Origin of the sequence: Citrobacter sp. Cf136, assembly GCF_030333815.1 — a bacterium.
In the GTDB taxonomy this organism is placed as follows: Bacteria; Pseudomonadota; Gammaproteobacteria; order Enterobacterales; family Enterobacteriaceae; genus Citrobacter; species Citrobacter freundii.
The window spans coordinates 130,169-157,014 of record NZ_JAOWFE010000037.1; the positions used below are offsets into that span (position 1 = coordinate 130,169).

At 51.6% G+C, this 26,846-nt stretch carries 21 protein-coding genes; 12 read left to right on the forward strand and 9 right to left on the reverse strand.

The genetic code is table 11. The annotated features are described in order from the left end of the window. The first annotated feature begins 558 nt into the window (after window positions 1-558). The 4 genes from pepT (at window position 559) to OGV98_RS14480 (ending at window position 4,458) form a co-directional block, all read left to right on the forward strand. Complete coding sequence (gene pepT, locus OGV98_RS14465) at window positions 559-1,815, forward strand: peptidase T (RefSeq protein ID WP_046669782.1); 1,257 nt, start codon at window positions 559-561, stop codon at window positions 1,813-1,815. Continuing rightward, a complete protein-coding gene (dcuC, locus tag OGV98_RS14470; RefSeq protein WP_003830889.1) occupies window positions 1,812-3,173 on the forward strand; it encodes a C4-dicarboxylate transporter DcuC in 1,362 nt (453 codons plus the stop codon). Before pepT ends, dcuC begins: the two co-directional genes overlap by 4 nt. Window positions 3,174-3,495: 322 nt before the next feature. Next, window positions 3,496-4,125: a DUF2913 family protein gene (locus OGV98_RS14475; RefSeq protein WP_008320988.1), complete on the forward strand. Its 630-nt coding sequence runs from the start codon at window positions 3,496-3,498 to the stop codon at window positions 4,123-4,125. A 96-nt stretch (window positions 4,126-4,221) separates the two neighbouring features. Continuing rightward, window positions 4,222-4,458, forward strand: coding sequence for a hypothetical protein (locus tag OGV98_RS14480; protein ID WP_003838687.1), 237 nt, complete (start codon window positions 4,222-4,224; stop codon window positions 4,456-4,458). A gap of 101 nt (window positions 4,459-4,559) precedes the next feature. On the opposite strand, the gene OGV98_RS14485 is transcribed toward OGV98_RS14480, so the two are convergent. Beyond that, a complete protein-coding gene (locus OGV98_RS14485; protein ID WP_065945003.1) occupies window positions 4,560-5,189 on the reverse strand; it encodes a LysE family translocator in 630 nt (209 codons plus the stop codon). 109 nt (window positions 5,190-5,298) lie between these two features. On the opposite strand from OGV98_RS14485, the gene OGV98_RS14490 reads away from it, so the two are divergent. The 3 genes from OGV98_RS14490 (at window position 5,299) to foxA (ending at window position 9,542) form a co-directional block, all read left to right on the forward strand. Then, the gene (locus OGV98_RS14490) at window positions 5,299-6,204 is read left to right on the forward strand and encodes a LysR substrate-binding domain-containing protein (protein ID WP_049002688.1); all 906 of its coding nucleotides are present in this window, start codon (window positions 5,299-5,301) and stop codon (window positions 6,202-6,204) included. Between the two features lie 124 nt (window positions 6,205-6,328). Continuing rightward, window positions 6,329-7,312: a helix-turn-helix transcriptional regulator gene (locus OGV98_RS14495; protein WP_044714399.1), complete on the forward strand. Its 984-nt coding sequence runs from the start codon at window positions 6,329-6,331 to the stop codon at window positions 7,310-7,312. Window positions 7,313-7,433: 121 nt separating this feature from the next. Next, entirely contained in the window at window positions 7,434-9,542 is a 2,109-nt protein-coding gene (gene foxA / locus OGV98_RS14500) for a ferrioxamine B receptor FoxA (protein ID WP_139153759.1), read from the forward strand. A 99-nt stretch (window positions 9,543-9,641) separates the two neighbouring features. Here foxA and OGV98_RS14505 read toward each other — a convergent pair whose 3' ends face one another. The 4 genes from OGV98_RS14505 to OGV98_RS14520 form a co-directional block, all read right to left on the reverse strand. Then, entirely contained in the window at window positions 9,642-10,151 is a 510-nt protein-coding gene (locus OGV98_RS14505) for a hypothetical protein (protein ID WP_231865353.1), read from the reverse strand. A gap of 183 nt (window positions 10,152-10,334) precedes the next feature. Beyond that, window positions 10,335-11,432 carry a 4Fe-4S binding protein gene (locus tag OGV98_RS14510; protein WP_049002690.1) on the reverse strand — a complete coding sequence of 366 codons (1,098 nt, stop codon included), beginning with the start codon at window positions 11,430-11,432 and terminating at the stop codon, window positions 10,335-10,337. 219 nt (window positions 11,433-11,651) lie between these two features. Next, the gene (locus tag OGV98_RS14515) at window positions 11,652-13,040 is read right to left on the reverse strand and encodes a diguanylate cyclase (RefSeq protein ID WP_275378721.1); all 1,389 of its coding nucleotides are present in this window, start codon (window positions 13,038-13,040) and stop codon (window positions 11,652-11,654) included. Between the two features lie 79 nt (window positions 13,041-13,119). After that, a complete protein-coding gene (locus tag OGV98_RS14520) occupies window positions 13,120-13,752 on the reverse strand; it encodes a LysE family transporter (RefSeq protein WP_003838673.1) in 633 nt (210 codons plus the stop codon). A 272-nt stretch (window positions 13,753-14,024) separates the two neighbouring features. On the opposite strand from OGV98_RS14520, the gene yahO reads away from it, so the two are divergent. After that, a complete protein-coding gene (yahO, locus tag OGV98_RS14525) occupies window positions 14,025-14,300 on the forward strand; it encodes a DUF1471 family periplasmic protein YahO (RefSeq protein ID WP_003021310.1) in 276 nt (91 codons plus the stop codon). A gap of 32 nt (window positions 14,301-14,332) precedes the next feature. On the opposite strand, the gene prpR is transcribed toward yahO, so the two are convergent. Further along, a complete protein-coding gene (prpR, locus tag OGV98_RS14530; RefSeq protein WP_171862861.1) occupies window positions 14,333-15,943 on the reverse strand; it encodes a propionate catabolism operon regulatory protein PrpR in 1,611 nt (536 codons plus the stop codon). Window positions 15,944-16,195: 252 nt separating this feature from the next. Here prpR and prpB point away from each other — a divergent pair, with 252 nt between their 5' ends. The 4 genes from prpB to prpE all read left to right on the forward strand — a co-directional run bounded on the left by prpB (window position 16,196) and on the right by prpE (window position 21,897). After that, entirely contained in the window at window positions 16,196-17,077 is an 882-nt protein-coding gene (gene prpB, locus OGV98_RS14535; protein ID WP_087879015.1) for a methylisocitrate lyase, read from the forward strand. 108 nt (window positions 17,078-17,185) lie between these two features. Then, complete coding sequence (gene prpC / locus OGV98_RS14540) at window positions 17,186-18,355, forward strand: bifunctional 2-methylcitrate synthase/citrate synthase (protein ID WP_003838667.1); 1,170 nt, start codon at window positions 17,186-17,188, stop codon at window positions 18,353-18,355. 163 nt (window positions 18,356-18,518) lie between these two features. Further along, window positions 18,519-19,970, forward strand: a complete 1,452-nt coding sequence (locus OGV98_RS14545) for a bifunctional 2-methylcitrate dehydratase/aconitate hydratase (RefSeq protein ID WP_202580736.1) — start codon at window positions 18,519-18,521, stop codon at window positions 19,968-19,970. 40 nt (window positions 19,971-20,010) lie between these two features. Continuing rightward, window positions 20,011-21,897 carry a propionate--CoA ligase gene (gene prpE, locus OGV98_RS14550; protein ID WP_003838664.1) on the forward strand — a complete coding sequence of 629 codons (1,887 nt, stop codon included), beginning with the start codon at window positions 20,011-20,013 and terminating at the stop codon, window positions 21,895-21,897. A 44-nt stretch (window positions 21,898-21,941) separates the two neighbouring features. Here prpE and OGV98_RS14555 read toward each other — a convergent pair whose 3' ends face one another. The 3 genes from OGV98_RS14555 to OGV98_RS14565 form a co-directional block, all read right to left on the reverse strand. Beyond that, a complete protein-coding gene (locus OGV98_RS14555; RefSeq protein ID WP_003838662.1) occupies window positions 21,942-22,214 on the reverse strand; it encodes a YceK/YidQ family lipoprotein in 273 nt (90 codons plus the stop codon). A gap of 154 nt (window positions 22,215-22,368) precedes the next feature. Then, window positions 22,369-23,622, reverse strand: coding sequence for an MFS transporter (locus tag OGV98_RS14560; protein ID WP_200002987.1), 1,254 nt, complete (start codon window positions 23,620-23,622; stop codon window positions 22,369-22,371). Window positions 23,623-23,673: 51 nt separating this feature from the next. Next, window positions 23,674-26,757 carry a beta-galactosidase gene (locus OGV98_RS14565; RefSeq protein WP_202580735.1) on the reverse strand — a complete coding sequence of 1,028 codons (3,084 nt, stop codon included), beginning with the start codon at window positions 26,755-26,757 and terminating at the stop codon, window positions 23,674-23,676. Window positions 26,758-26,846 lie beyond the last annotated feature (89 nt).

The window sequence follows — 26,846 nt, forward strand, 5'->3', positions numbered from 1 at the left end:
TCTATTTTATAGTGAATAGTGTAATTTTGTATTTATTTATAATGGTATTATATAGTTTTTCTTATAACTGCCTGTTTTTCAGCGTTATGTTAATTCTTGCTTTTGAAATAATTGTGATTTTGTTCACGGATTTTAGTGCGTTAAGTAGCTATTTGTAGAGAGGTGCAAACGGTTGCATTTTGCTGTTACAGCATTCGTTCATTAAAAAATATAGCGATGGTATATCTTGTGTCGGTATTGGGTGCAAGAATCTAAATGATTTTTATTATCTCTTAGATATACGAATACTGTTTATGACTTCTGTTAGCTTAACACCATGGAAAATGCAGTAAAAACAGACAGGGAATATGATTTTATCAATCAGAACGGAGCTTTTAATTACTGGCATAATTACTGGCTTTTTATCTTCCTTTTTATAAATCGTTGTCGTAATGCCCATAAAATCAGCATTCTGGGATGAATGCTGATTTTATTTTGTTCTCAGATTATTCAACCCACGCTGTATGCAGGTCTTCTCTTGCAGTACCTCGTAAATGATACATTAAAGGATCTCCTGGAATGGATATTGTTGAACGCTTTATTAACTACACGAAAATCAATACCACGACCTCAAGGGAAAATGGTGCTAATGGGATAATGCCTTCTTCACCTGGTCAAATGGAACTGGCAAAACTGCTGGCAGTAGAACTTGAAGCATTAGGAATGGAAAACATTGAGGTCAGGGATACCGCTATTGTGACAGCGACATTACCTGCAAATACGGACGACGCGATCCCTGTCGTTTCCTTTTTTGGTCATCTCGATACCAGTGCGGAACAGACTGCGGACACAAAAGCACAACGTCTTCACTACAGCGGTGGGGATTTGTGTCTGAACCAGGAGCTAAAAATTTATCTGCGCGAAAGTGAATTTCCAGAACTGAAAAATTATATCGGTGATGACCTGCTGGTGACGGATGGTACCAGTCTGTTGGGGGCAGATGATAAAGCCGCCATCGCCGCGATTATGAATGCCCTGGAGTACCTTGTCGCACATCCGGAGATTAAGCATGGGCCAGTGAAGGTCGGTTTTGTTCCTGATGAAGAGCAGGGATTACGAGGTGCAAAAGCATTTGATGTTGCGGCGTTTGGGGCTGATTTTGGCTATACCCTGGACTGCTGCGGCATTGGAGAATTTGTCTATGAGAACTGGAACGCGGGTGATGCGGAAATCATCTTTACCGGCCAGTCCGCACACCCTATGTCGGCCAAAGGTAAGCTGAAGAACTCTCTGCTGATGGCGCATAAGTTTATTGCGATGCTGCCCGGAGGAGAGGCGCCTGAGTATACGGAAGGACGCGAAGGGTATTACTGGGTAAAACAACTTCAGGGTAACAGCGCCCGTACGGTACTTAAGCTGGATATCCGGGATTTTACCGAAGAGGGGTATAAGGCGCGTATGGCATATATCCGCCAGCTGGCCGTCAGCACCTGCGCGCTGTGGGGAGAAAACAGCGTGGTCTGCCATTTAACCGATCGCTATGCCAATGTGTTCAATAGCTTGCAGGGCGATGCTCACTACCCGATTGATATTGCGTTACGCGCGTATCAGAAGTGTGGCATTACCCCGCAACCTGTCGCCATGCGTGGTGGATATGATGGCGCAGTGTTATCGCAGAAAGGACTACCTTGCCCGAATATTTTTACCGGTGCCCATAACTTTCATTCGATTTATGAATACCTGCCGGTGCGTTCACTGCGGGCCGCCAGCGATGTCGTGGTAGCGGTCATTGAGGAAACCTTTGCTGAGTTCGCGCAGGGGAGAACTCAGTCATGATTCAGGTGTTAATTGCCCTACTGGTTATCGTAGTGGTCGCGCGTCTTATCCTGAAAGGTTATCGCGCTGAACCCGTGTTGTTCATTGCTGGCCTGGTGTTGATGATTTGTACGGCGTTAACCGGATGGGGTTCTGTATTACCGAAGGGTGTTGCCAGTACGGGGATTTCATTTCTCGATCCTTTCGAGGTGATGCGCGATCTCTTTAGTACGCGTGCCGCCGATCTCGGCCTGATGATCATGGCGCTCATGGGATTTGCGCATTACATGGATCATATCGGGGCAAATGAAGCGGTTGTGCGGGTTGTGACGAAACCTTTGCGCGCGCTGCGTTCGCCCTATGTGCTTCTATTTTTCTCCTATCTGCTCGCCAGCCTCCTGCAGTTGGCCATTCCATCCGCCACCGGGCTAGCCGTGTTGCTGATGGGGACGATGTTCCCCATTATGCTGGGGTTAGGGCTTTCTGCGGCCTCAGCCGCTGGGGTTATTGCCACCTCGCTTGGTGTGGCATATACCCCGACGGCCATCGATGCTATCAGGGGATCTAAAGCGGTCAATATGGATGTGGTGGAATACGTTGTTTACCACCAGGGACCCGCAGCGCTGGCAACCGTGCTGGTCGTCGGCGTCTGCCATTTCTTCTGGCAGCGGCATTGCGACCGTAAAGCGGGGACGCTTCCACGAGAAATCGGTAGCGCTGAGGTGACTGACTCAGGAAAAGCCCCGGCTTTTTATGCGCTGCTCCCGATGCTTCCGATACTGATGGCGGTGGGATCATCGGAAATGTTTGTCAGTGGTATTAACCTGAATATTATCACCATTGTGCTCATTTCGATGGCTGTCTGTATGTTGATTGAATGGCTGCGGGTGCGTGATTTAAAGTCAGTATGCGAAGGATTCAGCCATTTCCTTAAAGGCATGGGCACTGCCTTTACCGGGGTAGTTGGGCTGCTGGTTGCGGCAGGTGTTTTTGCTCACGGGATTAAAGTTATTGGTGCCATTGATCAATTAATCCTGATGGCGGAGCACGTGGGATTACCCCCATTTGCTATGGCGGTGGTGTTTGCGCTGGTGACGCTGGCGGCAGCAATTATTATGGGATCGGGTAATGCGCCATTCCTTGCTTTCGTTGAGCTGATCCCGCAAATCGCGGCAAGTATGGGCGCTAACGCTGTTGCCATGATCCTGCCGATGCAGCAGGCATCACATATGGGGCGGGCAATTTCACCGGTTTCCGGCGTGGTGATTGCCGTTTCCAGTGGGGCGAAAATAACGCCATTTGATGTGGTTAAACGTACCGCCGTACCGCTGATTGTGGGCTTTGTAACTCATACCCTGATCATCGGTATTTTCTATTAACTTCGTTTGTAACAAGCAAACTTCCGGCTTGCTAAATGTCCGGTAGTTTGCTTTTTCTGATTACAGCTCTCATCACCGCAGATGATATTGATTACTGGTGATTATTATTAACTTTTATCTTTATCGCATTATTCTTATTGGACATTGTTGAGCTATTCTGGATTAATGATTAATAAGTATGATGTATTGTATTTGCACGTTTATTACATAGGGATAAGTTAACCTGGATCATATTTTGGCGATTTTAGTTGTAGTAATTTTTTAATAGAGTAATACAAGAATAACGTGGAATAACAATGACGATTTATTTGGGCAGGTTTAAGTGGTAAGGGATTCTGGAAGAGTTAGTACGTTACGACATCATTATCAGGATGATCTGGAAACATTTACCTGGAGTGCGTTAGTTGCAATTGGTATCGCAATAAAGGATCATAAGATCTACTCCAAAATGTCAGAGCATCTATTCATTATGCATTGGCTGGCTATTGCCAAAAAAAGAAAAATATTTTCGAAGAGCATTGTCAGTGAGCTTCAGTGGCTAATTGATGAGGGGAAGAAAAAAAGCATCAATGCACAACTTAAATTTAAAATAGAATATTTGTACGCCACGTCGAGTGGTGACGTGACAATGCAAAACGACTATTTTAAATTTACTCATACGATTGAAATATTGAGAAATAATGGATGGGAGAGCTTTCTGCTCACTCCAGAGAAGTGGCAAGGACTTCATGAAAGTATTAAGGTCAGAAAAGGTGACTTTATCTTTATGGATGATGCCCGGCTTCAGGAGTGCTTTGGCGTGCAGGGCGAGATTGTCAAACCTTTCTGTATTCGAGTGTACGGCGATGTTGAGTTTGCAAAGTTAACGTTCATCAAACATAACCTGCCGGTTGAATTTGTGAAACACATTTCGAATGAGTTTCATTATTTCAATTTTCTTTCTGTTAAGTAATGCTTAATTGATATAGAGGAAAAATTTCTGTTTGTTCAAAGAGTAGTGATCTACTTGTGAAAGTATCGGATATATACCACGCGCAAAGGATAGCGAATGTTTACTCGAAAGTTAGTGATTACAACCGAATGGATAAGGTTGTCGGATACGTCAGACAATATGTCCATTTCTTTTCGGGGCGTTCTTGAGATCGGTGAAAGCACAGTTGTGCCAGATGACAATACACCTCTACTTCGTTTAGAAAATGACATGGCACCTATCGCCGTTGATGCGTTATCATGGGTGAGGGTGCCAGTTGAACGCCATGAAAATGTTATCGTCTATATTTTCTGAATCCGGGCTTATTAATCCATTAATAATATTAATGTCGATTTGTTCTTATTTTATCCTTCCCGGTGCAAGATGAGATGTCTGGCTGAACAATTTGTTGAGGATCACATCACGGGTGAGAGCATTTGTAGTGCGTGTACATTATAAATAATGCCAAACACCGCCACCGCGAGCAGAAAAAGAGAGGAGATAAAACCGCTGCATCTGGCAAAGCGCGCTGGTATCCAGCGTTTGAAAACCACGATGTAAAAAGACAACACCGTAACATCAAAAATAACCCACACCAGCGTTAGCGTCAGAATGCTGGTGGTGAAATCTTGCGTAATGGCAATGAACTGGGGGAAAAAAGCTACGAAAAACAAAATGTCCTTTGGGTTGGCGACCCCGGTCAGAAATCCGTGGATAAGCCCGCTGTTATCGCGCTTTCGCGCACCCAGTCCGGGTTTTGAGGCCCTGGTCTGCAGGCCGTTAATCGCCATCACTCCGATATACAACGATCCCACAAGACCCAGTACGCCAAGCCATATCGCAGAGATTGAAACCACGCCAGCTAGCATCAGTGCAGCCAGAGCAATCAGTACTAAAGAAGCGCCGTTAGTGCCAATCAGCGTGAGAAAAGCCCGGCGATAGCCGTGCTGCACCGCGGTGGTGGTAATCAGCGCCACGACAGGACCCGGCGTTAACAGCAGGGTTACTACGCTGAGGCTATAGGCAGCCAGTAAAGTGAAATTCATACCTGATTATCCTGATGATATTTTCCACCAGTATTCCGTTTACGTAGCGCATTGAAAAACGAATAAAACTGCGCTCTACTGTGAGTAAAACTCAACATAGAAACTCACGATGACGCTACCTCCGTTGTATGCCCTGAGGGCTTTTGAAGCCGCAGCCCGTCTGGGATCGTTCAGCAAAGCCGCTATTCAGCTTAACGTGACGCCGGGCGCGGTAAGCCGTCATATTCGCACGCTGGAGGCATGGTTTGGCTGTGAGCTATTTATCCGCAGCGGCCCGCGTATCGAGATAACACCTTCTGGCCAAGGGTTAGCGCAGCAGTTGACGGCTGGGTTTCAGAGTCTGGAACACGCGTGTCATGCCTTTCGCAGCAGCAGTCATGAGCTGCGGCTGAAAGCGCCGTCTACGTTGACAATGCGCTGGCTTCTGGATGTGCTGCGTCTTTTCCGTGAAGCGCATCCGACCCCGGTGATCGAAATTTCCAGCGTCTGGATGGATACCGATTCGGTATCCTTCAGTCGTGAACCGTATGACTGTGCGATCCTGTTAGGGAATGGCCATTTTGGTGACGATACCGACAGCCGGTTGCTGTTTCAGGAGTGGCTTATCCCGGTGTGTTCACCCGCACTGCTGGTGCAGGCGCAGCGCGATCTTTCTGCCTGTGAACTGATTCATCCCTCAGCGGATCGCCGCGACTGGCGTCGGTGGCTGCAACGCACTGGGAAGTTTCCGGCGTTGAATCTTGCGCGAGGCAAAGTGTTCGACACCCTGGAGCAGGGTAGTCTTGCCGCGATGAGTGGTCATGGCGTGTCTGTTGCCGACCTGCTGTTAAGCCTGGCGGCCATTCAGGCAGGGATGTTGGCGTTACCGTTTAAAGATGCAGTGGCGACTGGCGAGGGGTATTACCTTGTCTGGCCAAAGGCTTCAACACGGCTCAGAAATATTGAGCTGCTGTATCGCTGGTTAAAAGAGGCTGCGCCGTGTGCCTCCTCGGCAGATCTAAACTGGCTGGATTAAGCTGTTAATTTTGCTGATTACCCATATTGATAATGGTTCTCATTATTATTGTCGTATTGTGCAGGTAATGGTAATGTTGCTTCAGTTATAAACCGTTAATCCCATTTCCTGTGCAGAAGACAGCATGAACAACACCACCGCCCTGAATGCCTCCGGACGCGTCGCTCGCACTTTCTCTGTCAGCGAGTTTATGGATTTTGGTGAGCGCTACGGGATCGATTACCGCTTTCCCCTGTTGGCACAAAGACCGGATTTGCCGTCTGGCAGCCCTGTTCTGCAAGGTGAAATTGAGGAGATGACTCTCCCCTGCGGGATGTGCGTGACGCACTCCGACGTACAGGTATTGCAACCCTACGAAACCACTTCTCGCCACGACAGTCCTCTGTATATGCTGGTGGTACTGGAAGGCTGCGTGATCCTGACGCTTAACGGACAGGAGCATGTGGTGCGCTCCGGCATGGCGTTTAGCTCGCGCCTGAGTGAGCATCAGACGATGCGTGCCCGTCATCATGCTGATTGTAAACTCCGGACATTATCGCTCGGTTTATATCCCGACGGCGCGTATCGCACGGGGTTGCTTGAATCGTTGATGCGCGAGTGGGAAAGATGCCAGACGCCGACGCTTATCTGGCAGGTGCCGGGGTTTTTACTCAGCGGGCTGCAGTACGCGCAGCAGAGTACGATTAGCCATGTTTCTCGTCAGCTGATGCTGGAAGGGCTGATATTACAACTGTTCGGTCATGGTCTCAGCATGTGTCAGGTCGAGAGCGGTAAACGTCTTGCGGCGAGCGGTGAGCAGCAGCGGCTGGAGGTCGTTCGCCGACTGCTGGAGGAGAGTCCCGAAAATGACTACACCCTTAATGAACTGGCCCAACGCGCGGCGATGAGCCCCAGCAGTCTGCGCAGTAAGTTCCGTGCAGCCTATGGCTGTTCGGTATTCGACTACCTGCGCGATTGCCGTCTGGAACATGCGCGCGGCTATCTACTGGAAGGATATAGCGTACAGCAGGCGGCCTGGATGTCGGGTTATCAGCATGCCACCAACTTTTCTACCGCTTTTCGTCGTCGTTACGGCTTTTCGCCCGGCGATTTGCTCAAACCTTGCTAATCCATATTTGCGTTTTACGCACGTGATTTCCTGACAATTTGGCACTGCGCATAGGCAACCTGGCATCCGGCATAGCTATCTCCGTCAGCAAAAAGGTAATAATTCTCACTTACAATTAGACATGCCTTTGGAGATATTCATGTTCGCGAAGACTCGCTTGGCGCTGCTGGTGGGATGGGTGACCGGCAGCGTGGCTTTTCCTCTGCTGGCGCAGGAAACAACAAAAAACGATACGGTGGTTGTCACCTCGCAGATGCAGAGCGGGGCCACGAAGCTTGCCACGCCGGATATTGAAACGCCGCAGTCGGTATCGATCGTTACCCGTGAACAGTTTGAAGAGCAAGGCGCAACCAGCGTGCGCCAGGCTGTCAGCTATACGCCGGGGGTGTACAGCAATCAGATTGGCGCCTCCAACCGCTTTGACTACATCGTGCTGCGTGGCTTTTCTGACGGTAGCCTGGATAACGTCTATCTCGATGGTCTGAAGATGATGGGCGACACCAACTCACACAGCTCGCTGGTGGTTGATCCGTGGTTCCTCGAAGATATCGAAGTCGTACGTGGCCCGGCTTCCGTACTGTATGGCCGTTCCTCCCCGGGCGGTATTGTGGCGCTGACCTCACGTAAGCCATCGTTTGATGCGGGCGGCGAAGTGAAGATGTTTGCCGGCAATAATAACCAGCGCGGCGCGGCGTTTGACGTCACCGGGGCGCTGGATGATAACGATCGAGTGGCGGCGCGATTGAGCGGGATGACGCGTTACGCGGACTCGCAGTTTGGTCCATTGAAGGAAGAACGTTACGCGCTGATGCCCAGCCTGACCTGGCGTATCACCGACCAGACGCGTCTGGATCTGATGGCCTATCTGCACCGTGACCCGGAAGGCGGAAGCCACTCCGGTCTGCCGTATGACGGCACCGTGGTTCCGCATTACGGGCAAAAGATCTCCAATACCTTTTACGAAGGCGAGAATGATTACGACAAATACGATCGCCGTGAAAACATGGTGGGCTACAACATTGAGCATATGTTTGATAGCGGTTGGTCGGTGCGGCAAAAGCTGCGCTATCTGCATACCGACGTTGAGCTGAACCAGGTGTATGCGGCGGGCTGGTTGAATGAAACCGAGCTTAATCGCGGCTACTCCGGCTCCGATGAAAAAATGTCGGCGATTACGCTGGATAACCAGCTCGACGGCAGCTTTGATACCTGGCAGGTAAACCACCGTCTGCTGGTGGGATTCGACTATCAGGATCGCAGCAACAATACCACCGGCTACTACGGGGCTTTCCCGCCGATTGACGCCTTTAATCCGGTGTACGGCGCGAAGCCTGATTACATCGACATGTATGCACGTGAGAAACACAAGCTGCGCCAGACGGGTTACTATTTGCAGGATCAGATGTCATGGGATCGCTGGCGTATTACGCTCGGTGGTCGCTACGATCAGGTCAGCGTTTCTAATATTGATAAGATCAAGGATACTCGCAGCGATCTGGATAAAAACAACTTCAGCACCCGCGCCGCGTTGCTCTATTTGTTCGATAACGGCTTTGCGCCGTACGTGAGTTACTCCACTGCCTTTACGCCCACCAGTTTTGCCGATGAGAACGGCAATCTGCTGGATCCGATGAAAGGCAAGCAGTGGGAAGCCGGGCTGAAATATGAGCCGGAAGGTCTTAACAGTCAGTTCAGCGCGTCGGTGTTCCGTATCAATCAGACGAATATAGCCACTAAAGAAGAGCCGACCGATCCATACCGCTCGATTGGGGAAATTGAATCTGAAGGGGTGGAGCTGGAGGCAATTAGCCAACTGACGGATAGCTTCCGTTTGCAGGCGGCGTATACCTATACCGACATTCGCTATAAGAAAAGCAGCCCGGAAGAGCAGGGCAAGCGCGCAGTGTACGCCCCGCGTAACCAGGCCAGTGCCTGGCTGAGCTACGATGTAAAAAGTGGTCCGCTGGACGGTCTGACGTTGGGTTCAGGCGTGCGCTACGTTAACGGTATTACCAGCGATCGCCTGAATACTCACACCCTGCCGTCCTACACTCTGGTGGATATGGTGATTGGTTACGACTTAACGAATATCGGTATTAAAGGGTTGAGTGCGCAGTTGAACGTTAACAACCTGACCGACAAGCGCTACGTTGCGGCCTGTAACTCGCTCTCATACTGCTACTTCGGCGCCGAGCGCAGCATTGTCGGCAGTGTGTCCTGGAAATTCTGATGTTTTAGCCGGATGCAGCGCTGGCGCCTTATCCGGCCTGGTGCAGTGTGCAAATTGTATGCCTGATGAGCGTAGCGCATCAGGCATAGTGGATTGCGGTTATTGTGTAAAACCGTTTTGCATACAAATCTGCGCGCTGGTTTTCAGAGTAAAGGCGACTTTGTCTGGGTACTGACTGTAATAGTTATGCTCTTCTTCCAGCCCTTTTGCCTGCGCCAGACGTACCGTTTCCAGCGAGCAGGTACGGTAGATCAGGTCTTTATTCATATTGGTCTGCTTCTCGCGCTGTTTATCTGCGGACAGCGCCAGCCAGTTTTCGGACAGTGAGTAATCGTAAACCACCCGATTTCCTTTCGCCTGCACGTTCTCAATGGTAATAAATTCGTCGATTTTCAGTCTTGGCTGCCCACGCATTTTTTTCTTATCTTCTGCGGCGGCATATTGGGCCAGCGCATGAATATCCATACTGGCTATTTTCTGTTTATAAGCATCTACATAGGCGGTAGGTTGCTGATAATGCTGAGCGTAAGCGTTTCTTAATTCTCCGTCACTCATCGTACAACCTGCCAGAAACAGAGGTAATAGCAGTACCAGTTTTATTTTAGTCATGATGTTATCCCGTTCATTATTTTGATCCCAGTCGCCCATAACAAAATAGAAAAATTATTACGGATGATATTTAAGGTTGTATAAACGAGAGCACGATGGCACAAGTTCAATTGTCTTAAAATGGCAGGACAGACGGGAAACCCTGCCAGAATTGGCAGGGTTTTGAACATACTGATACAAAAATTAATGGCCGATCATCTTTGCCTTCGGGATCAGCTGGAAATACATATGATCGGGTACTGGCGTATCCCAGACATTGGCATAAACCGCATAACCAATGGTGGCAAACAGAATGCCAAGCACCAGTAGCGTCATGGCAACACCTGACAGCGTCCTCTGACGCCATAACGATTTACCACCGTTGCCTTGTGCTCCAGGCGGAGTCTTCAGTGAAAAGCTCAGCGTTGAGGCTACCGGGCAGGATTCAACGCAGGTCATGCAGCCAGTGCATTCCACGGTACGCACCTGAATCAGTCTGTCGACCGGGATATTCGACGGGCAGTTTTTCGCGCATTTTCCGCAGTCGATGCAACTGTCTGCGTTACGGCGGATTTTAAACGGCGAGAATAGCGAGAACAGGCCGAGCAGCGCGCCATAAGGGCACAGATAACGGCACCAGGCATTGCGAATAAACAGGCTCAGGACGCTGATAACGACAACAAAGATGAGCGTAGCGGGGCCAATATGGCGAAAGAAATCGAGCATCTTCACGTCGATAATCATGCCATAGGCCGACATTAGAAAATACTGAATCCCCTGTGCAGGCATCGACAGGGCGATATACAAAAAGAAACTCAGCAACAGATACTTCAGACTGAGCAGCGGGATATCCAGCCAGCGCGGCAGCGTGAAGTTGCGACCAAAGACTTTTTTCCCCAGATTGCCGAGCAGTTCGGACAGTGTGCCCACTGGACATAACCACGAACAGAAGGCTTTTTTTAACAACAGACTAATCAGGATAAACGCAACTAACAGCAACATGGAGGCGGCATGGATGGGAGGAAGAAAACCAGTCTCCAGCGTATAGCGGATATTCATCAAGCCCGCGATCGGTAGCCATCCCTCAATACCACCAGGCCTTGGAATATAGACGCTGGTGCCGGCGGTTTCGAAATAGCGGACCCAGTAATAGAACGTTACGCCAATATAAATATTAATAGCCAGCAGGAGAAACTGGGTGGCTTTTCGCCAGCTGCTGGCATTTCGCCAGTCATTCCACGGCAGTTTGCCTCCGATCGTGCCAGGACGGCGCTGCCAGCGCGTTCTCTTCTTCCCATTCATGATTTTATACTATCCCTCATATTTCCCCTTCTGCATTCAGAAGGCGTTATCACCGGGATATGCTAGCGCTATTTAGATTTGGTGTATTTGATTTGCATCTTATTACGTGGCTGTTATTTTCATCATGCAAATATGCCTGAATAAAAATAACAGCTCGATATTTATCGCAAGCCAGATAAATACCCTGAACGGGGTATTTATTTCTCTGCAGGGCAATGGTTATTCCTGATAAACCTCAACGCGGTCGCGACCATTACTTTTTGCCAGATAAAGTGCGCGATCGGCTTTATCAACCAGCTGTTTGTAGTCGGGATGATAATCATATTCGGCAATACCGATACTGACGGTAATAGAAAACGTTTCTGTCGCAGAGGCTGCCATGCGCATCCCAGCAATTTTCATGCGCAGCGTTTCCAGAATAATACTGGCCTGCGATTCATCTGACTCGACGAGCAGAATCATAAATTCTTCACCACCGTAGCGGAACACGTAATCGCTGCTACGGATATGTTCATAAATGACCGCTGCGACATTTTTGAGCGTCAGATCGCCGATATTATGCCCGAAGTTATCGTTAATTTGCTTGAAGTAGTCGATATCCAGCATCGCCAGGCTAAAAGGCTTACGCGCATGTAACGCCAGCGAGATTTCACGTCGCATGATGGTCGGAATAAAGCGGCGATTAAGCAACTGGGTCAGCGAATCTTTACCATTTTCCTGCTTAACCAGCGCCTCAAACATTGAAGCGAGCAGGAAATGGATTTTTGCCGACAGCTGGCGAACATCCTGTAATAAGCTCATCCGCTCGGGGTCTGTCGGCTGATGCTGAGGTGATAGGGTTGTCGTCAGACGGGTGTCGATCTCTGCAATCAGTGATTCCATTTCTTTGAGCAAATTGCTGTTGCCAAGAATATGTTTTCCCTTATGCGAGAACCACATACCAAAATCAGAGTTCGCCAGAAACACCATTTCACCGAAAGGCATTCCGGTGGCAATGTTATAGATAAACTGGTTTTCCCAGTCGGTAAACGAACGGATTTGCCGTTCGCGCTCGACGTTAACGTCATCGTAAATAGTCTGCAGACGATACTGCTCTTGTGTATGCAGGGAGTTTTGGTAGCTTGGGGAATAGGAGACGGTCATGGCCTCCAGCGCAGTATCCATTGCCAGACTGCTGAAACAGATAGCATTGCTCAGCAGGGAAGACGAGTCGTCAGCTTTGGTTTTCAACACCCGATACAGCTCATCTTTGAGCTTACGCGCGCCGCGGTTCACCAGATCGATGGGCAGACCGATACGGGCATGCACTACGCCAATTTTGCGTTGTTTGGCCAGCAGCTGTGAGAGATCTTCGTGCGCGCTGCCGAGCACGCTGCGTAACCAGTCAAACATACTGCCGCTGAGGCGGGTACTGACCTGTTCTGTATTGAGGAACAATGCACTCTGGGCATGAGAGAGCATATAGTCATAAAAAACGGTCACTAAATGGTGGATCTCTTCATCGCTTAACGATGTGAGGAGCGTGTGAACGTCAGGCGATGTTTGTCGTATCAGCGCCTGCCATTCTGTAAGGAGTAATGTGTCGTTTACCGGTTCAATCTGTTCCATCTCGCTGCCACTCAACATGCGATTAAAAATTCAGGCAGTATTACGGACAATTACCTCACGATGGTCAAGTTAAACTCTTTTATCGATGGCTAATACCCTCATAAATAAGCCTGAGCGCGAAGACACCTATTATTGCGCCAATGATTCGGCTGGCAACGCATTGGATGCGACCATACGCCCGTCGCACTGCAGGCAAAGAAAATGCCTGGCTGAGAAAAATACGCCAGATAACGGAAGACAACACAATACCTGCCCAGGCCATCAGTCTGGCCCACGTAGGTGTGTCTGCGCTTAAGGTGACCGAGAAGATACTAATAAAAAACAGTACGGTTTGCGGGTTCGATAAATCCGTTAGTAATCCTCGGCGGAAAAATACATACCAGGGGGCGGAAATCGGCTGCTGTAGCGTGGGCATTTGCGGTGTGGCCTGATGGCGGATGCTGTTCCAGGCAAACCACAGCAGATAGACGCCGCCGACAATCTTAATCAATGAAAATATCTCTTCACACTGGGTGATTAGCGTTGCCATACCAAAAAGCCCAAGGCCGGAGTAAAACGCATCACCTAAGGCGACCCCCAGACCGGTCATCACACCTGCGCGTCGTCCGGATGCCAGGCTAGTTTGTACCACTACGAACAGATTTGCGCCGGGGTTAAAAAAGGTTAAAACAAACAGGCTAACAGTGAGCATGACGGCGTGTAGCGGTTCCATAGGCAACCATTCCTCAAATATTCATAAAGTTAACACTATAATTTCAGCGAGCTGGCTGTTCTGAGGATCAACTCACACTGGCTATTGAAACTTTGATCTGGTTGATGTGCTGATACTCGACGGCCGGTTTTTCTGCGCTGCAAAATTTCTATATATTTCTGCTGAGTGTGGATTTTTTATCCAGGCTGGACTAGTTATTAATCATCCTTGAATCGCGTTATCTCATGTTCAGGGATCGATGATGGCGTCATAACAAAACCTGGAGCTGGTCTATGAAAACTGGAATTAAAGTACTTATTGGTGCGTTAGCTTTTGTCGTGACCAACGCATATGCCGCGGAGTTTATGACAAAGCTTGAGTTTGAAAAGGTTGAGTCGCAGTACACAAAAATCGGTGATATCTCAACGAGTAATGAAGTTTCTGTCGCAGATGCCAAAGAAGAACTGCTGAAGAAAGCCGAAGAGAAAGGTGCCGATGTTGTGGTATTAACTTCCGGTCAAACGGATAATAAAATCCATGGCACAGCCAATATCTACAAGAAAAAATAATACGCTGCTGTAAAAATCACGATTCCCGCCGGTCATTGTACCGGCGGGTTTCCTTTTAATCTGCGCCAGAACGTGGTTCTGCTAATTCCGAGATAGCGTGCAGCCGCGGTTTTATCACCATTGAATTGTGCCAACACCTGCTGCGGCGTCAGCAATGACGATGATTGTGGTGAGTCTGCAACAATGGCCAGTTCCGGTAATAGCTGTTGTAAAAAATCAACATTCAGCTCCGGCTGCGGCTCGACGCTTAAAAATAGCGCCAGGCGCTCCATCATATTACGCAGTTCGCGGATATTCCCCGGCCAGCCATAATTCAGTAACGTCGGCTGACTTAAACCCAGCCCCTTGCGTACTGGCTCAGAAAACGGCACATCCAGTTCCGCCAGCGACTGTTTTAAAAAACCTTCCGCCAGCGGCAGGATATCGGGCAAGCGCTCGCGTAGCGGCGGCAGCTTGAGGCGTAAAATGCTCAGGCGATAAAACAGATCGGTACGAAACTCCCCCTGTTTCATCTCCTGCTCCAGATTACAGTGTGTGGCGCTAATCACCCTGACATCGACCGGAATAGGCTGATGCCCACCGACTCGGGTGACCTCTTTTTCTTCCAGTACGCGCAGCAGCCGGGTTTGTAACGGCAGCGGCATCTCGCCTATCTCATCAAGAAAAAGGGTTCCGCCATGAGCAATTTCAAACAGGCCCGCGCGTCCTCCCCGACGAGAGCCGGTAAAGGCACCATCTTCATAGCCGAACAGCTCCGCTTCCAGCAATGATTCGGTGATTGCTCCGCAGTTGACGGCAACAAACGGCGGCGAGGGTTTACCGCGCCGATTCTCCTGACGAGTGAAAAACTCACGGTGAATGGCCTGTGCCGCCAGCTCTTTGCCCGTACCGGTTTCACCCTGAATTAGCACCGGCGCACGCGAGCGGGCGTAGAGCATAATGGTGTGTCGCACCTGTTCCATCTGCGCAGAATGACCGCGCATATCACCGAGCGCGTAGCGGGTGCGTAACGTATCGCCAGAAGCGTACTGACCGTTTCTACGCAGCGTCAGGCGGGTCATATCAAGCGCATCGACAAAGGCCTGGCGCACGGTGGCCGCCGAATAGATAAAGATGCCGGTCATACCTGCTTCTTCTGCCAGATCGGTAATCAATCCCGCACCAACTACCGCCTGCGTGCCGCCAGCCTTCAGCTCGTTGATTTGCCCGCGGGCATCTTCCTCGGTGATATAGCTGCGCTGTTCAAGCTGCAAATTAAAGGTTTTTTGAAAGGCGAGAAGCGCAGGAATGGTTTCCTGATAGGTAATGACGCCAATCGACGAGGTGAGCTTTCCTGCTTTTGCCAGCGCCTGTAGCACGTCAAATCCGCTGGGTTTAATCAGGATCACCGGGATCGATAAACGGCTTTTCAGATACGCCCCGTTGGAGCCAGCCGCAATAATGGCATCACAACGCTCGGTAGCCAGTTTTTTGCGGATATACGCCACCGCTTTTTCGAAACCAAGCTGAATGGGGGTGATGGTCGCCAGGTGGTCGAACTCCAGGCTGATGTCGCGAAACAGTTCGAACAGGCGCGTGACAGAAACCGTCCAGATAACCGGTTTGTCGTCGTTCACCCGCGGTGGAAGATGCGTATCAGCCATAACTAACCCAAAAAGTAAGGAACCGAGTATTAGGGTTTAGTTGTGTTTCATAAATGTTGCAATGAAACATGAAGGAACGTTTCATGAAACGATAGCTGACACGCTTTTGTGCAATAAAGATACAGTAACTTATATTAATATATTGTTTTTTAAGGAAAATATATAAATTAATTAAAAATTAAGGTCTTTGGCATACCCCTTGCTTTAAGTAAATCAACGAATGCTAACAAGTTGATAACAAGAGGACGGGATATGTCTCTACACTCCCCAGGGCTGGCGTTTCGCGCTGCGCTCAGCAAAGAAAATCCATTACAAATCGTGGGCACCATCAACGCCAATCACGCTCTGCTGGCCCAACGTGCCGGGTATCAGGCGATTTATCTCTCCGGCGGCGGCGTCGCTGCGGGGTCGCTGGGGCTGCCGGATCTCGGTATTTCAACCCTTGATGATGTGCTGACTGATATTCGTCGCATTACGGATGTTTGCCCGCTGCCATTGCTGGTGGATGCGGATATCGGGTTTGGATCGTCAGCGTTCAACGTGGCGCGTACCGTGAAGTCGATTTCCAAAGCGGGTGCTGCAGCGCTGCATATTGAAGATCAGATCGGCGCTAAGCGCTGCGGCCATCGCCCGAACAAAGCGATCGTCTCTAAAGAAGAGATGGTTGACAGGATCCGCGCCGCGGTGGATGCACGTACCGATCCCAACTTTGTCATCATGGCGCGGACCGATGCGCTGGCGGTAGAAGGGTTAGAGGCAGCCATCGATCGTGCCCAGGCGTACGTCGAAGCAGGCGCGGACATGCTGTTTCCGGAAGCTATCACCGAGCTTGCGATGTACCGCCAGTTTGCCGACGCGGTGCAGGTGCCGATCCTCGCCAACATTACCGAATTTGGCGCTACGCCGCTGTTCACCACCGATGAACTGCGCAGCGCAAACGTCGCGATGGCGCTGTATCCGCTGTCGGCTTTCCGCGCTATGAACCGCGCTGCGGAAAAGGTTTACAACGTGCTGCGTCAGGAAGGAACGCAAAAGAGCGTGATCGACATTATGCAGACGCGCAACGAACTGTACGAAAGCATCAATTATTACCAGTTCGAAGAGAAACTCGACGCGCTGTACACCAAAAAGTAGGCCGGATAAACGTAGTGCCATCCGGCATTGCCTGATGGCGGCTGCGCCTTATCAGGCCTACTCGCACACCCTCAGCACCCTACATATTATAAAAATGACGAGGACAACATGAGCGACACAACGATCCTGCAAAATAGTACCCATGTCATTAAACCTAAAAAATCGGTTGCGCTGTCAGGCGTTGCCGCCGGAAATACCGCGCTGTGTACCGTAGGCAAAAGCGGCAACGACCTGCACTATCGTGGCTACGATATTCTCGACCTGGCGCAGCAGTGCGAATTTGAAGAAGTCGCGCATCTGCTGATCCACGGGAAATTACCCACCCGCGATGAACTCACCGCCTATAAAAGCAAACTCAAAGCGCTGCGCGGACTGCCTGCTAACGTACGCACCGTGCTGGAAGCGCTGCCTGCTGCCTCGCATCCGATGGATGTGATGCGCACCGGCGTCTCCGCGTTGGGCTGTACGCTGCCGGAAAAAGAAGGTCATACCGTCTCCGGCGCGCGCGATATTGCCGACAAGCTACTGGCATCGCTCAGTTCAATCCTTTTGTACTGGTATCACTACAGCCATAACGGCGAGCGTATTCAGCCGGAAACTGACGATGATTCCATTGGCGGTCACTTCCTGCACCTGCTGCATGGCGAAAAACCGTCGCGAAGCTGGGAAAAAGCGATGCATATTTCGCTGGTGCTGTACGCCGAGCACGAATTTAACGCCTCCACCTTTACCAGCCGCGTGATTGCCGGGACCGGCTCCGATATGTATTCCGCGATTATCGGCGCGATTGGCGCACTGCGTGGACCGAAACACGGCGGGGCGAATGAAGTGTCGCTGGAGATCCAACAGCGCTACGAAACGCCGGACGAAGCCGAAGCGGATATCCGTAAACGCGTGGAAAACAAAGAAGTGGTGATTGGCTTTGGTCATCCGGTTTACACCATCGCCGACCCGCGCCATCAGGTGATCAAGCGCGTGGCGAAACAGCTTTCTCAGGAAGGTGGTTCGCTGAAAATGTACAACATCGCCGACCGTCTGGAAGACGTAATGTGGGAAACGAAAAAGATGTTCCCCAACCTCGACTGGTTCTCGGCGGTCTCTTACAACATGATGGGCGTTCCCACCGAAATGTTCACCCCGCTGTTTGTCATCGCCCGCGTCACCGGCTGGGCGGCGCACATCATCGAACAGCGCCAGGACAATAAAATTATCCGTCCTTCCGCCAACTATACCGGCCCGGAAGATCGCGAATTTGTCCCGATTGAAAAACGTTGCTAATTCAAAACCTCATACCCTAAATAATTCGAGTTGCATGAAGGCGGCAAGTGAGTGAATCCCCAGGAGCATAGCGAACTATGTGACTGGGGGGAGCGAGCGTAGCCAACGCGCATGCAGCTTGAAGTATGACGGGTATAAAGATAAAAAACAGGAAATGTACCCTATGTCCGCATATATTTCGAACGTCCGCCCCGAATTTGACCGTGAAATCGTTGATATCGTTGATTACGTCATGAACTACGAGATCACCTCGAAGGTGGCGTATGACACTGCGCATTATTGCCTGCTTGATACCTTAGGCTGCGGCCTGGAAGCGCTGGAATATCCGGCCTGTAAAAAACTGCTGGGGCCGGTCGTCCCAGGTACAGTGGTACCGAACGGCGTGCGCGTACCTGGCACCCAGTTCCAGCTCGACCCGGTGCAGGCGGCGTTTAACATCGGTGCGATGATCCGCTGGCTGGACTTCAACGATACCTGGCTTGCTGCTGAGTGGGGTCATCCTTCTGATAACCTCGGCGGTATTTTGGCCACGGCTGACTGGCTGTCGCGTAATGCGGTGGCGGTGGGGAAAGCGCCGTTGACCATGAAAACGGTGCTGACCGGGATGATCAAAGCTCATGAGATTCAGGGCTGTATCGCGCTGGAAAACTCGTTTAACCGTGTTGGTCTCGATCACGTCCTGCTGGTAAAAGTGGCCTCCACGGCGGTGGTCGCTGAGATGCTTGGCCTGAACCGGGATGAAATTCTTAACGCCGTGTCGCTGGCGTGGGTCGACGGCCAGTCGCTGCGTACTTATCGCCATGCGCCAAATACCGGCACGCGTAAATCCTGGGCCGCAGGCGATGCGACCTCGCGCGCGGTACGTCTGGCATTGATGGCTAAAACCGGTGAGATGGGGTATCCGTCTGCGCTGACGGCGAAAACCTGGGGCTTCTATGACGTCTCTTTCAAAGGCGAATCTTTCCGCTTCCAGCGCCCGTACGGCTCTTATGTGATGGAAAACGTGCTGTTTAAAATCTCCTTCCCGGCCGAGTTCCACTCTCAGACCGCGGTAGAAGCGGCCATGACGCTGTACGAGCAGTTACAGGCCGCAGGTAAGACTGCTGCCGATATCGAAAAAGTGACCATTCGTACGCACGAAGCCTGTATCCGCATCATCGATAAAAAAGGCCCGCTGAATAACCCGGCGGACAGGGATCACTGTATCCAGTATATGGTGGCCATTCCGCTGCTGTTCGGGCGCTTAACGGCGGCAGATTACGAAGACGGCGTGGCGCAGGACAAACGCATTGATGCACTGCGCGAGAAGATCAACTGCTTCGAAGATCCGGCCTTTACCGCCGATTACCACGACCCTGAAAAACGCGCCATCGCCAACGCCATCACTCTGGAATTCACCGACGGCTCACGCTTTGAAGAAGTGGTAGTGGAATACCCAATCGGCCATGCGCGTCGTCGTACTGACGGCATGCCGAAGCTGGTCGAGAAGTTCAAAATCAACCTGGCGCGTCAGTTCCCGACTCGTCAGCAGCAGCGCATCCTGGATGTCTCCCTGGACAGAACTCGCCTGGAGCAGATGCCGGTCAATGAGTATATGGATCTCTTCATTATTTAAACCAGCGTGCAGCAAGGCGTAAGTTCAACAGGAGAGCATTATGTCTTATAGCGAGTTTTATCAACGTTCTATAACGCAACCGGAGTCGTTCTGGGCCGAGCAGGCCCAGCGTATTGACTGGCAGCAGCCGTATACGCAGGTACTGGACCACAGCAACCCGCCGTTTGCCCGCTGGTTTTGCGGCGGCACGACCAATCTGTGCCATAACGCTATCGACCGCTGGCTGGAGAAACAGCCTGACGCGCTGGCGCTGATTGCTGTGTCATCAGAAACTGAAGAAGAACGCACTTTTACCTTTCGTCAGCTGTATGACGAAGTGAACGTCGCGGCGGCGATGCTATTGTCGCTGGGCGTACAGCGTGGCGATCGGGTGCTGGTGTATATGCCGATGATCGCCGAGGCGCACATTACGCTGCTGGCCTGCGCACGCATTGGGGCAATTCATTCGGTGGTGTTCGGTGGTTTCGCCTCGCACAGCGTGGCGGCGCGCATCGACGACGCCAGACCGGTGGTTATCGTCTCGGCGGATGCCGGGGCGCGCGGGGGCAAGATCCTGCCGTATAAAAAGCTGCTCGATGATGCGATCGAACAGGCGCAGCACCGACCGCGTCATGTGGTGCTGGTCGATCGCGGTCTGGCGAAAATGGCGCGGGTCGAGGGACGTGACCTCGACTTTGCCGCCCTGCGCCAACAGCATCTCGGCGCGCGGGTACCAGTTGTCTGGCTGGAATCAAACGAAACATCCTGCATTCTCTACACCTCCGGGACAACCGGTAAACCGAAAGGCGTCCAGCGCGACGTTGGCGGCTATGCGGTCGCGCTGGCGACCTCGATGGACACCATTTTCGGCGGTAAAGCGGGCGGCGTGTTCTTCTGCGCGTCGGATATCGGCTGGGTAGTTGGGCATTCGTATATCGTGTATGCCCCACTGCTGGCGGGGATGGCGACGGTGGTTTACGAAGGTCTGCCAACGTATCCGGACTGTGGTGTATGGTGGAAAATTGTTGAGAAATATCAGGTCTGCCGGATGTTCTCCGCCCCGACCGCCATCCGCGTGCTGAAGAAATTCCCGACCGCGCAAATCCGTAATCACGATCTCTCCTCGCTGGAGGTGTTGTATCTGGCGGGGGAACCGCTGGACGAACCAACCGCCAGTTGGGTAACAGAAACGCTGGGCGTCCCGGTTATCGATAACTACTGGCAGACCGAATCCGGCTGGCCGATTATGGCAATTGCCCGCGGGCTGGACGACAGGCCGTCGCGTCTGGGCAGTCCCGGCGTGCCGATGTACGGCTACAACGTACAACTGCTCAATGAGGTGACCGGTGAACCTTGTGCGGCGAATGAGAAGGGTATGCTGGTGATTGAAGGGCCGCTGCCGCCGGGCTGTATCCAGACTATCTGGGGGGATGACGCGCGGTTTGTGAATACCTACTGGTCGCTGTTTTCTCGCCAGGTGTACGCCACCTTTGACTGGGGCATTCGTGACGCTGACGGCTATTACTTCATTCTGGGGCGTACGGATGACGTGATAAACGTGGCAGGGCACCGGTTGGGGACGCGCGAGATCGAGGAGAGTATTTCCAGCTATCCGAACGTTGCGGAAGTGGCGGTAGTCGGCGTGAAGGACGCGCTGAAGGGGCAGGTAGCAGTCGCGTTTGTTATTCCGAAACAGAGCGACAGCCTTGAAGATCGCGACATCGCACATTCGGAAGAGAAGGCGATTATGGCGCTGGTGGACAGCCAGATTGGCAACTTTGGCCGTCCGGCACACGTCTGGTTTGTGTCGCAGTTGCCGAAAACACGTTCCGGTAAAATGCTCAGACGGACGATCCAGGCGATCTGCGAAGGCCGCGATCCCGGCGATCTGACGACCATTGACGATCCCGCGTCGCTGCAGCAAATCCGTCAGGCGATCGAGGAGTAACATCGTGTGATGCCCGGTGGCGCGATGCTTACCGGGCCTACGTTCTAATCCACTTTCTTATACGGCCCGTGATAGTAATCAAACGGCGCATAAACCGTATCGGCCACGAACGATAACGGCACATCAACAAACAACAGCGCTAAATCGAAATAGTTATAATCGTAAGCGCCTGGGTTTTTTAGTTTATCAATATCATGATGCATACCCACGTAATAGGTATCTGAATTCTCGCCTGCCGTGCGTGCATCAATGCTGCCACATCCTGAAAGTAGTGCGCTGATAAAGAGCGCCGTTACCGCAATTGTCTTTCTGCTCATGCTATGACCTGGCTTCTCACCCCGTTTTACCATAACGGTAAAAAAGCGGTTTGTTGCCCGCAGAACTTAAACCTCCAGGTCAGGATGGTCGTGTGAAGATGACGCGTTGTAGGCCGGATAAACCACGTGAGTGGTGCATCCGGCAAAGATGCTTTTACAGCACGACGCTTTCGCGACGACGCAGCAGGGAAAACGGCCCCGGCCCACTTAGGGTAAATACGGAAATCAGCGTGAAGCTCAGCGCAATGATCCCCAGCACCAGATAAGCTCCCTGGAAACCAATACTTTCATACATTTTTCCGGCCAGAACTGACATGAAAATCATTGCTAACTGTTTGAAGAAGCAGAAACACACCAGATAAATCGTCGCCGAGAAACGCACTTCAAACTGACTGGTGATGTATTTGAAGCAACCGACGATCAGGAACGGTATCTCAAACATATGCAACGTTTTGAGAATAACGACTTCCAGCGCAGTGGTGGCGAATGAGGAGCCAATAATCCTTACTGACATGATCGTACCAGCCAGCAGCAGGGCGTTCTTGCCGCCGATGCGATTCACAATCAGCGGCGCAAAGAACATGATTGAGGCGTTGAGTAATTCTCCCATCGTCGTGACGTAGCCAAACACGCGGGTACCCTGTTCGCCGGTGGCAAAGAACGAGGTAAAGAAGTTGGCGAACTGCTGGTCAAACACATCGTAAGTACAGGAAACGCCAACTACGTACAGGGAAAGGAACCAAAGTTTTGGTTGTTTAAATAACTCCAGCGCCAGCTTCAGGCTGAATGCCGAGTTATTGGCGCCTACCGCATCCGCGACTTTTGCAGAAGAGGGGACATCTGTTTTTGAAAATAACAGCAGCAATGCCAAAATGACCGCGCATCCGGAGCCTAACCAAAAGACAAATTGGTTATTGATGGTGAACATAATGCCGGCAATCGAGGCGCACAGCGCCCAGCCCACGCAACCAAACATGCGCGCGCGACCAAATTCAAAGTTGCTTCGGCGGCTGGCTTTTTCAATATAGGCTTCAATCGCCGGAGCGCCGGCATTGTAAATAAAGCCAAGGTAAATCCCACCGACAATTGAACCCAGTAAAATATTAACTTGTAATAACGGACCAAAAACGTAAATAAAGAACGGGGCAAACATTACCAGCATGCCGGTAATTACCCACAGTAGATGTTTACGCAGGCCAAGCTTGTCGGATAGTAGTCCGAAAATTGGCTGGAATAACAAAGAAAACAGTGAGATACAAGCGAAGATGATGCCGGTATCGCCTTTGCTTATATGGTTTACCTCGTGTAACCAGATAGGGAAGAAGGGGAAATACGCGCCCATAATAAAAAAGTAAAAGAAGAAGAAAAAGCCGAACATCCAAAAGTTAGTGTTTTTTAAATAATACATAACAGACTTCCTATAAATGCGGGCAGGTTTGGGCCTGCCCAACTTATATTATTATTTTTGGCCCCAGACGAACTGGAAGTGGTAGCGTCCGGCGCTCAGCAGAAATTCCGGCGACACGGAAGGGCTCCACGAATCATCGCCGCCAACGCCCATATGGAAGCCATCAATATTGAGCCAGGTGCCCGCCTCAGGTTGCAGCAAATGGCGGTGGCTGGTTGCCATCAGTTGCTGCTGGCTAAAGCGGCTGATGTTGAACAGGAAGTCCCCACGCCACTGGTGCGCGCCGTAGTGCAGTTCGCGCGTGCCGCAGCGCAGACCGTTTTCAGTTGGGAAAACATACGGGGTGTACATCTCATCAAGCGACAGATCCCAGCGATCAAAACAGGCGGCGCCCAGACGGTCCGGGTAGTTCTCATGTGGACCGAGACCTAACCAGTTCACTCGCTCTGCGATCTGCACTAACTGGCAGCTCAGGCCGATGCGGGCCGGATGCGGCGTACCGCTGGCAACGTCGACATCCACCGTTATCTGCATTTCACCCTTGCCGTCAATGCGGTAGCTTTTTCGGCTAATGAACAGCGTTTCGCCCTGATACTGCCACGCATGTTCAGTGGTGATCAGTACCGCATCGCTCAGCGTGTCGGCAGCACAGTGTAGTAACGTTGCTTCAGCCTGATAGTGACCGGCGGCCTTCCAGCGTTCGACCCAGGCGTTAGGGTCGATGCGGGTTGACTCGCTCACGCCGATGTCGTTGTCCAGCGGGGCGCGGGTGAACTGGTCAGTAAGCGGAGTCAACAGTTGGGCTGAATCGCCAATCCAGTACTGTGTCAGCAGGCCAGACTGACGGTCGAATTGCCAGCGCTTGTTGTCGTTCTCAACGGTAAAGACGTTTTCGCTCACATTGAGCTGTGGCGCGGTGTGGGCAGACGGCAGTTGCGTCAGGCTGAGCTTCTCTTGAAGCTTCCATTGCTGCCAGGCGCTGATGTGCCCGGCGTCTGACCACGCGGTTGCCTGAGGTTGTTCTACGCGTACCGTCAGCCACAGCTGACCTGCGGTTTCCGGCATCGGGACATCTGGCAGGGTAATCACCAGGCGACCCTGTGGAGCGATATCCAGAACGATTTCTCCGGCGGCCAGCGGGTTGCCGTCCTGGGCAATAGACCAGTGCAGAACTTCGTTATCGCTGCGGCGGAACAGATATTCGCTGGTCACTTCAATCTGGCGTTCAGTGCCCGGCAGTAACGTGAACTGGAAAAACTGCTGTTCATGTTTGGCCTCGTATAACGCCGGGTGTGGGGTGCGATCGGCGAACACCAGCCCGTTCATGCAAAACTGACGATCGTTAGGTGTGTCGCCAAAATCGCCACCGTAGGCTGACCATGCTTTGCCGTTCTCATCATATTTGGTTAGCGACTGATCCACCCAGTCCCAGACAAATCCGCCCTGCAGGCGCGGATACTGACGGAATGCTTGCCAGTATTTGGCGAAGCCACCGAAACTGTTGCCCATGGTGTGGGCATATTCACAAAGGATCAGCGGACGGTGCTCGCCGGGCATCGACAGCCACTTTTTAATCGACCATTTGGGGACGGCGGGGAAGGGCTGATCTTGATCGACGCGGGCGTACATCGGGCAAATAATATCGGTCGCTGCGGTATTTGCGCCGCCGCCTTCATATTGTACCGGGCGTGACGGGTCTTCTGATTTTATCCAGCGGTAGAGCGCGTCGTGATTGACGCCATGGCCGGATTCATTGCCCAGAGACCAGATAATAATGCTCGGATGGTTGCGATCGCGCTGCACCATGCGCGTGACGCGCTGGCTCATGGCAGGCAACCATGCGGGATCGTCGGTGAGGCGATTCATCGGCACCATGCCGTGGGTTTCAATATTGGCTTCGTCGACGACATACAGGCCGTAACGATCGCACAGGGTGTACCACAGCGAGTGATTTGGGTAATGGGAGCAGCGCACGGCATTGAAGTTATTCTGCTTCATCAGGATGATGTCTTGCACCATCGTCGCCTCATCCATCACCTGACCGTTGATCGGATGGTGCTCATGGCGGTTGGTACCGCGAATCAACAGCGGCTTACCATTGAGTAACAGCAGTCCGTTTTCAATGCAAACCTGACGAAAGCCGACGTCACAGGCCTCCGCTTCTATCAGCGCTCCGTCCGCGGTGCGCAGCTGCACAACGGCGCGGTACAGATTGGGCGTTTCGGCACTCCACAGAGCCGGTTTTTCGACGTTCAGACACAGAGTCACCCGGTCATGATAAGCACCGCGTTCATCAATAATCTCACTGCCGAGTGGGGAATTCGTTTCGGCTGTGAGCGTTTCTCCCTCCCACAATTGCAGGGCTACGCGTAAATCTTCGCTCTCGTTGCTCGCTACTCTGACTTCCACTGCCAGCATGGCGCGGCTGAAGTCGTCGTTAAACCGGGTATTAATGCGCAGGTCGCGAATTTGCGTTGTGGGCTTATGCAGCAAAGATACGTCGCGAAAAATACCGCTCATGCGCCACATATCCTGGTCTTCCAGATAGCTGCCATCGCTCCAGCGCAGCACCATCACCGCCAGACGGTTTTCGCCATGCTGCAGATAATCGCTAAGATCGAATTCAGATGGCAGGCGGCTGTCCTGTCCGTAGCCGACCCAGCGGCCGTTGCACCACAAATGAAATGCGGAGTTCACGCCGTCAAAAATAATGCGCGTCTGACCCTCATCTAACCAGGCATCGTCAATATGAAATGTGAGCGAGTAACATCCCGTCGGGTTCTGTGCCGGAACGTACGGAGGGTTAACCGGGATTGGGTAGGTGACGTTGGTATAAATTGGCGCATCGTAACCGTCCATCTGCCAGTTCGAGGGGACGTTGACAGTATCAGCTTGTGGCAGATCGCTTGTAAGCCAGCTTTCCGGCACAGCCTCCGGCGCGGCAAACCAGGCAAATTGCCACCGGCCATTCAGCGAGCGTAACTGACTTGAACGCTGATTCGTACGTGCGTCATCTGCTGAACGCCAGCTACAGAACGGTGGATGCGCCTCCAGGCGGTTGAGCTGCGTGACGCCGGGATTTTCCCAGTCACGGCGGGCCAGAACAGCGGAGAGTGAATCTGTGTTCAGGTTCATAACGGTATCCTGTTTGAATTTGTTATTCGCTCACAATTTCAATCAAAATACGGATAAGCGATCCCAACTGTAAAGGCTGGGGCGTTCAA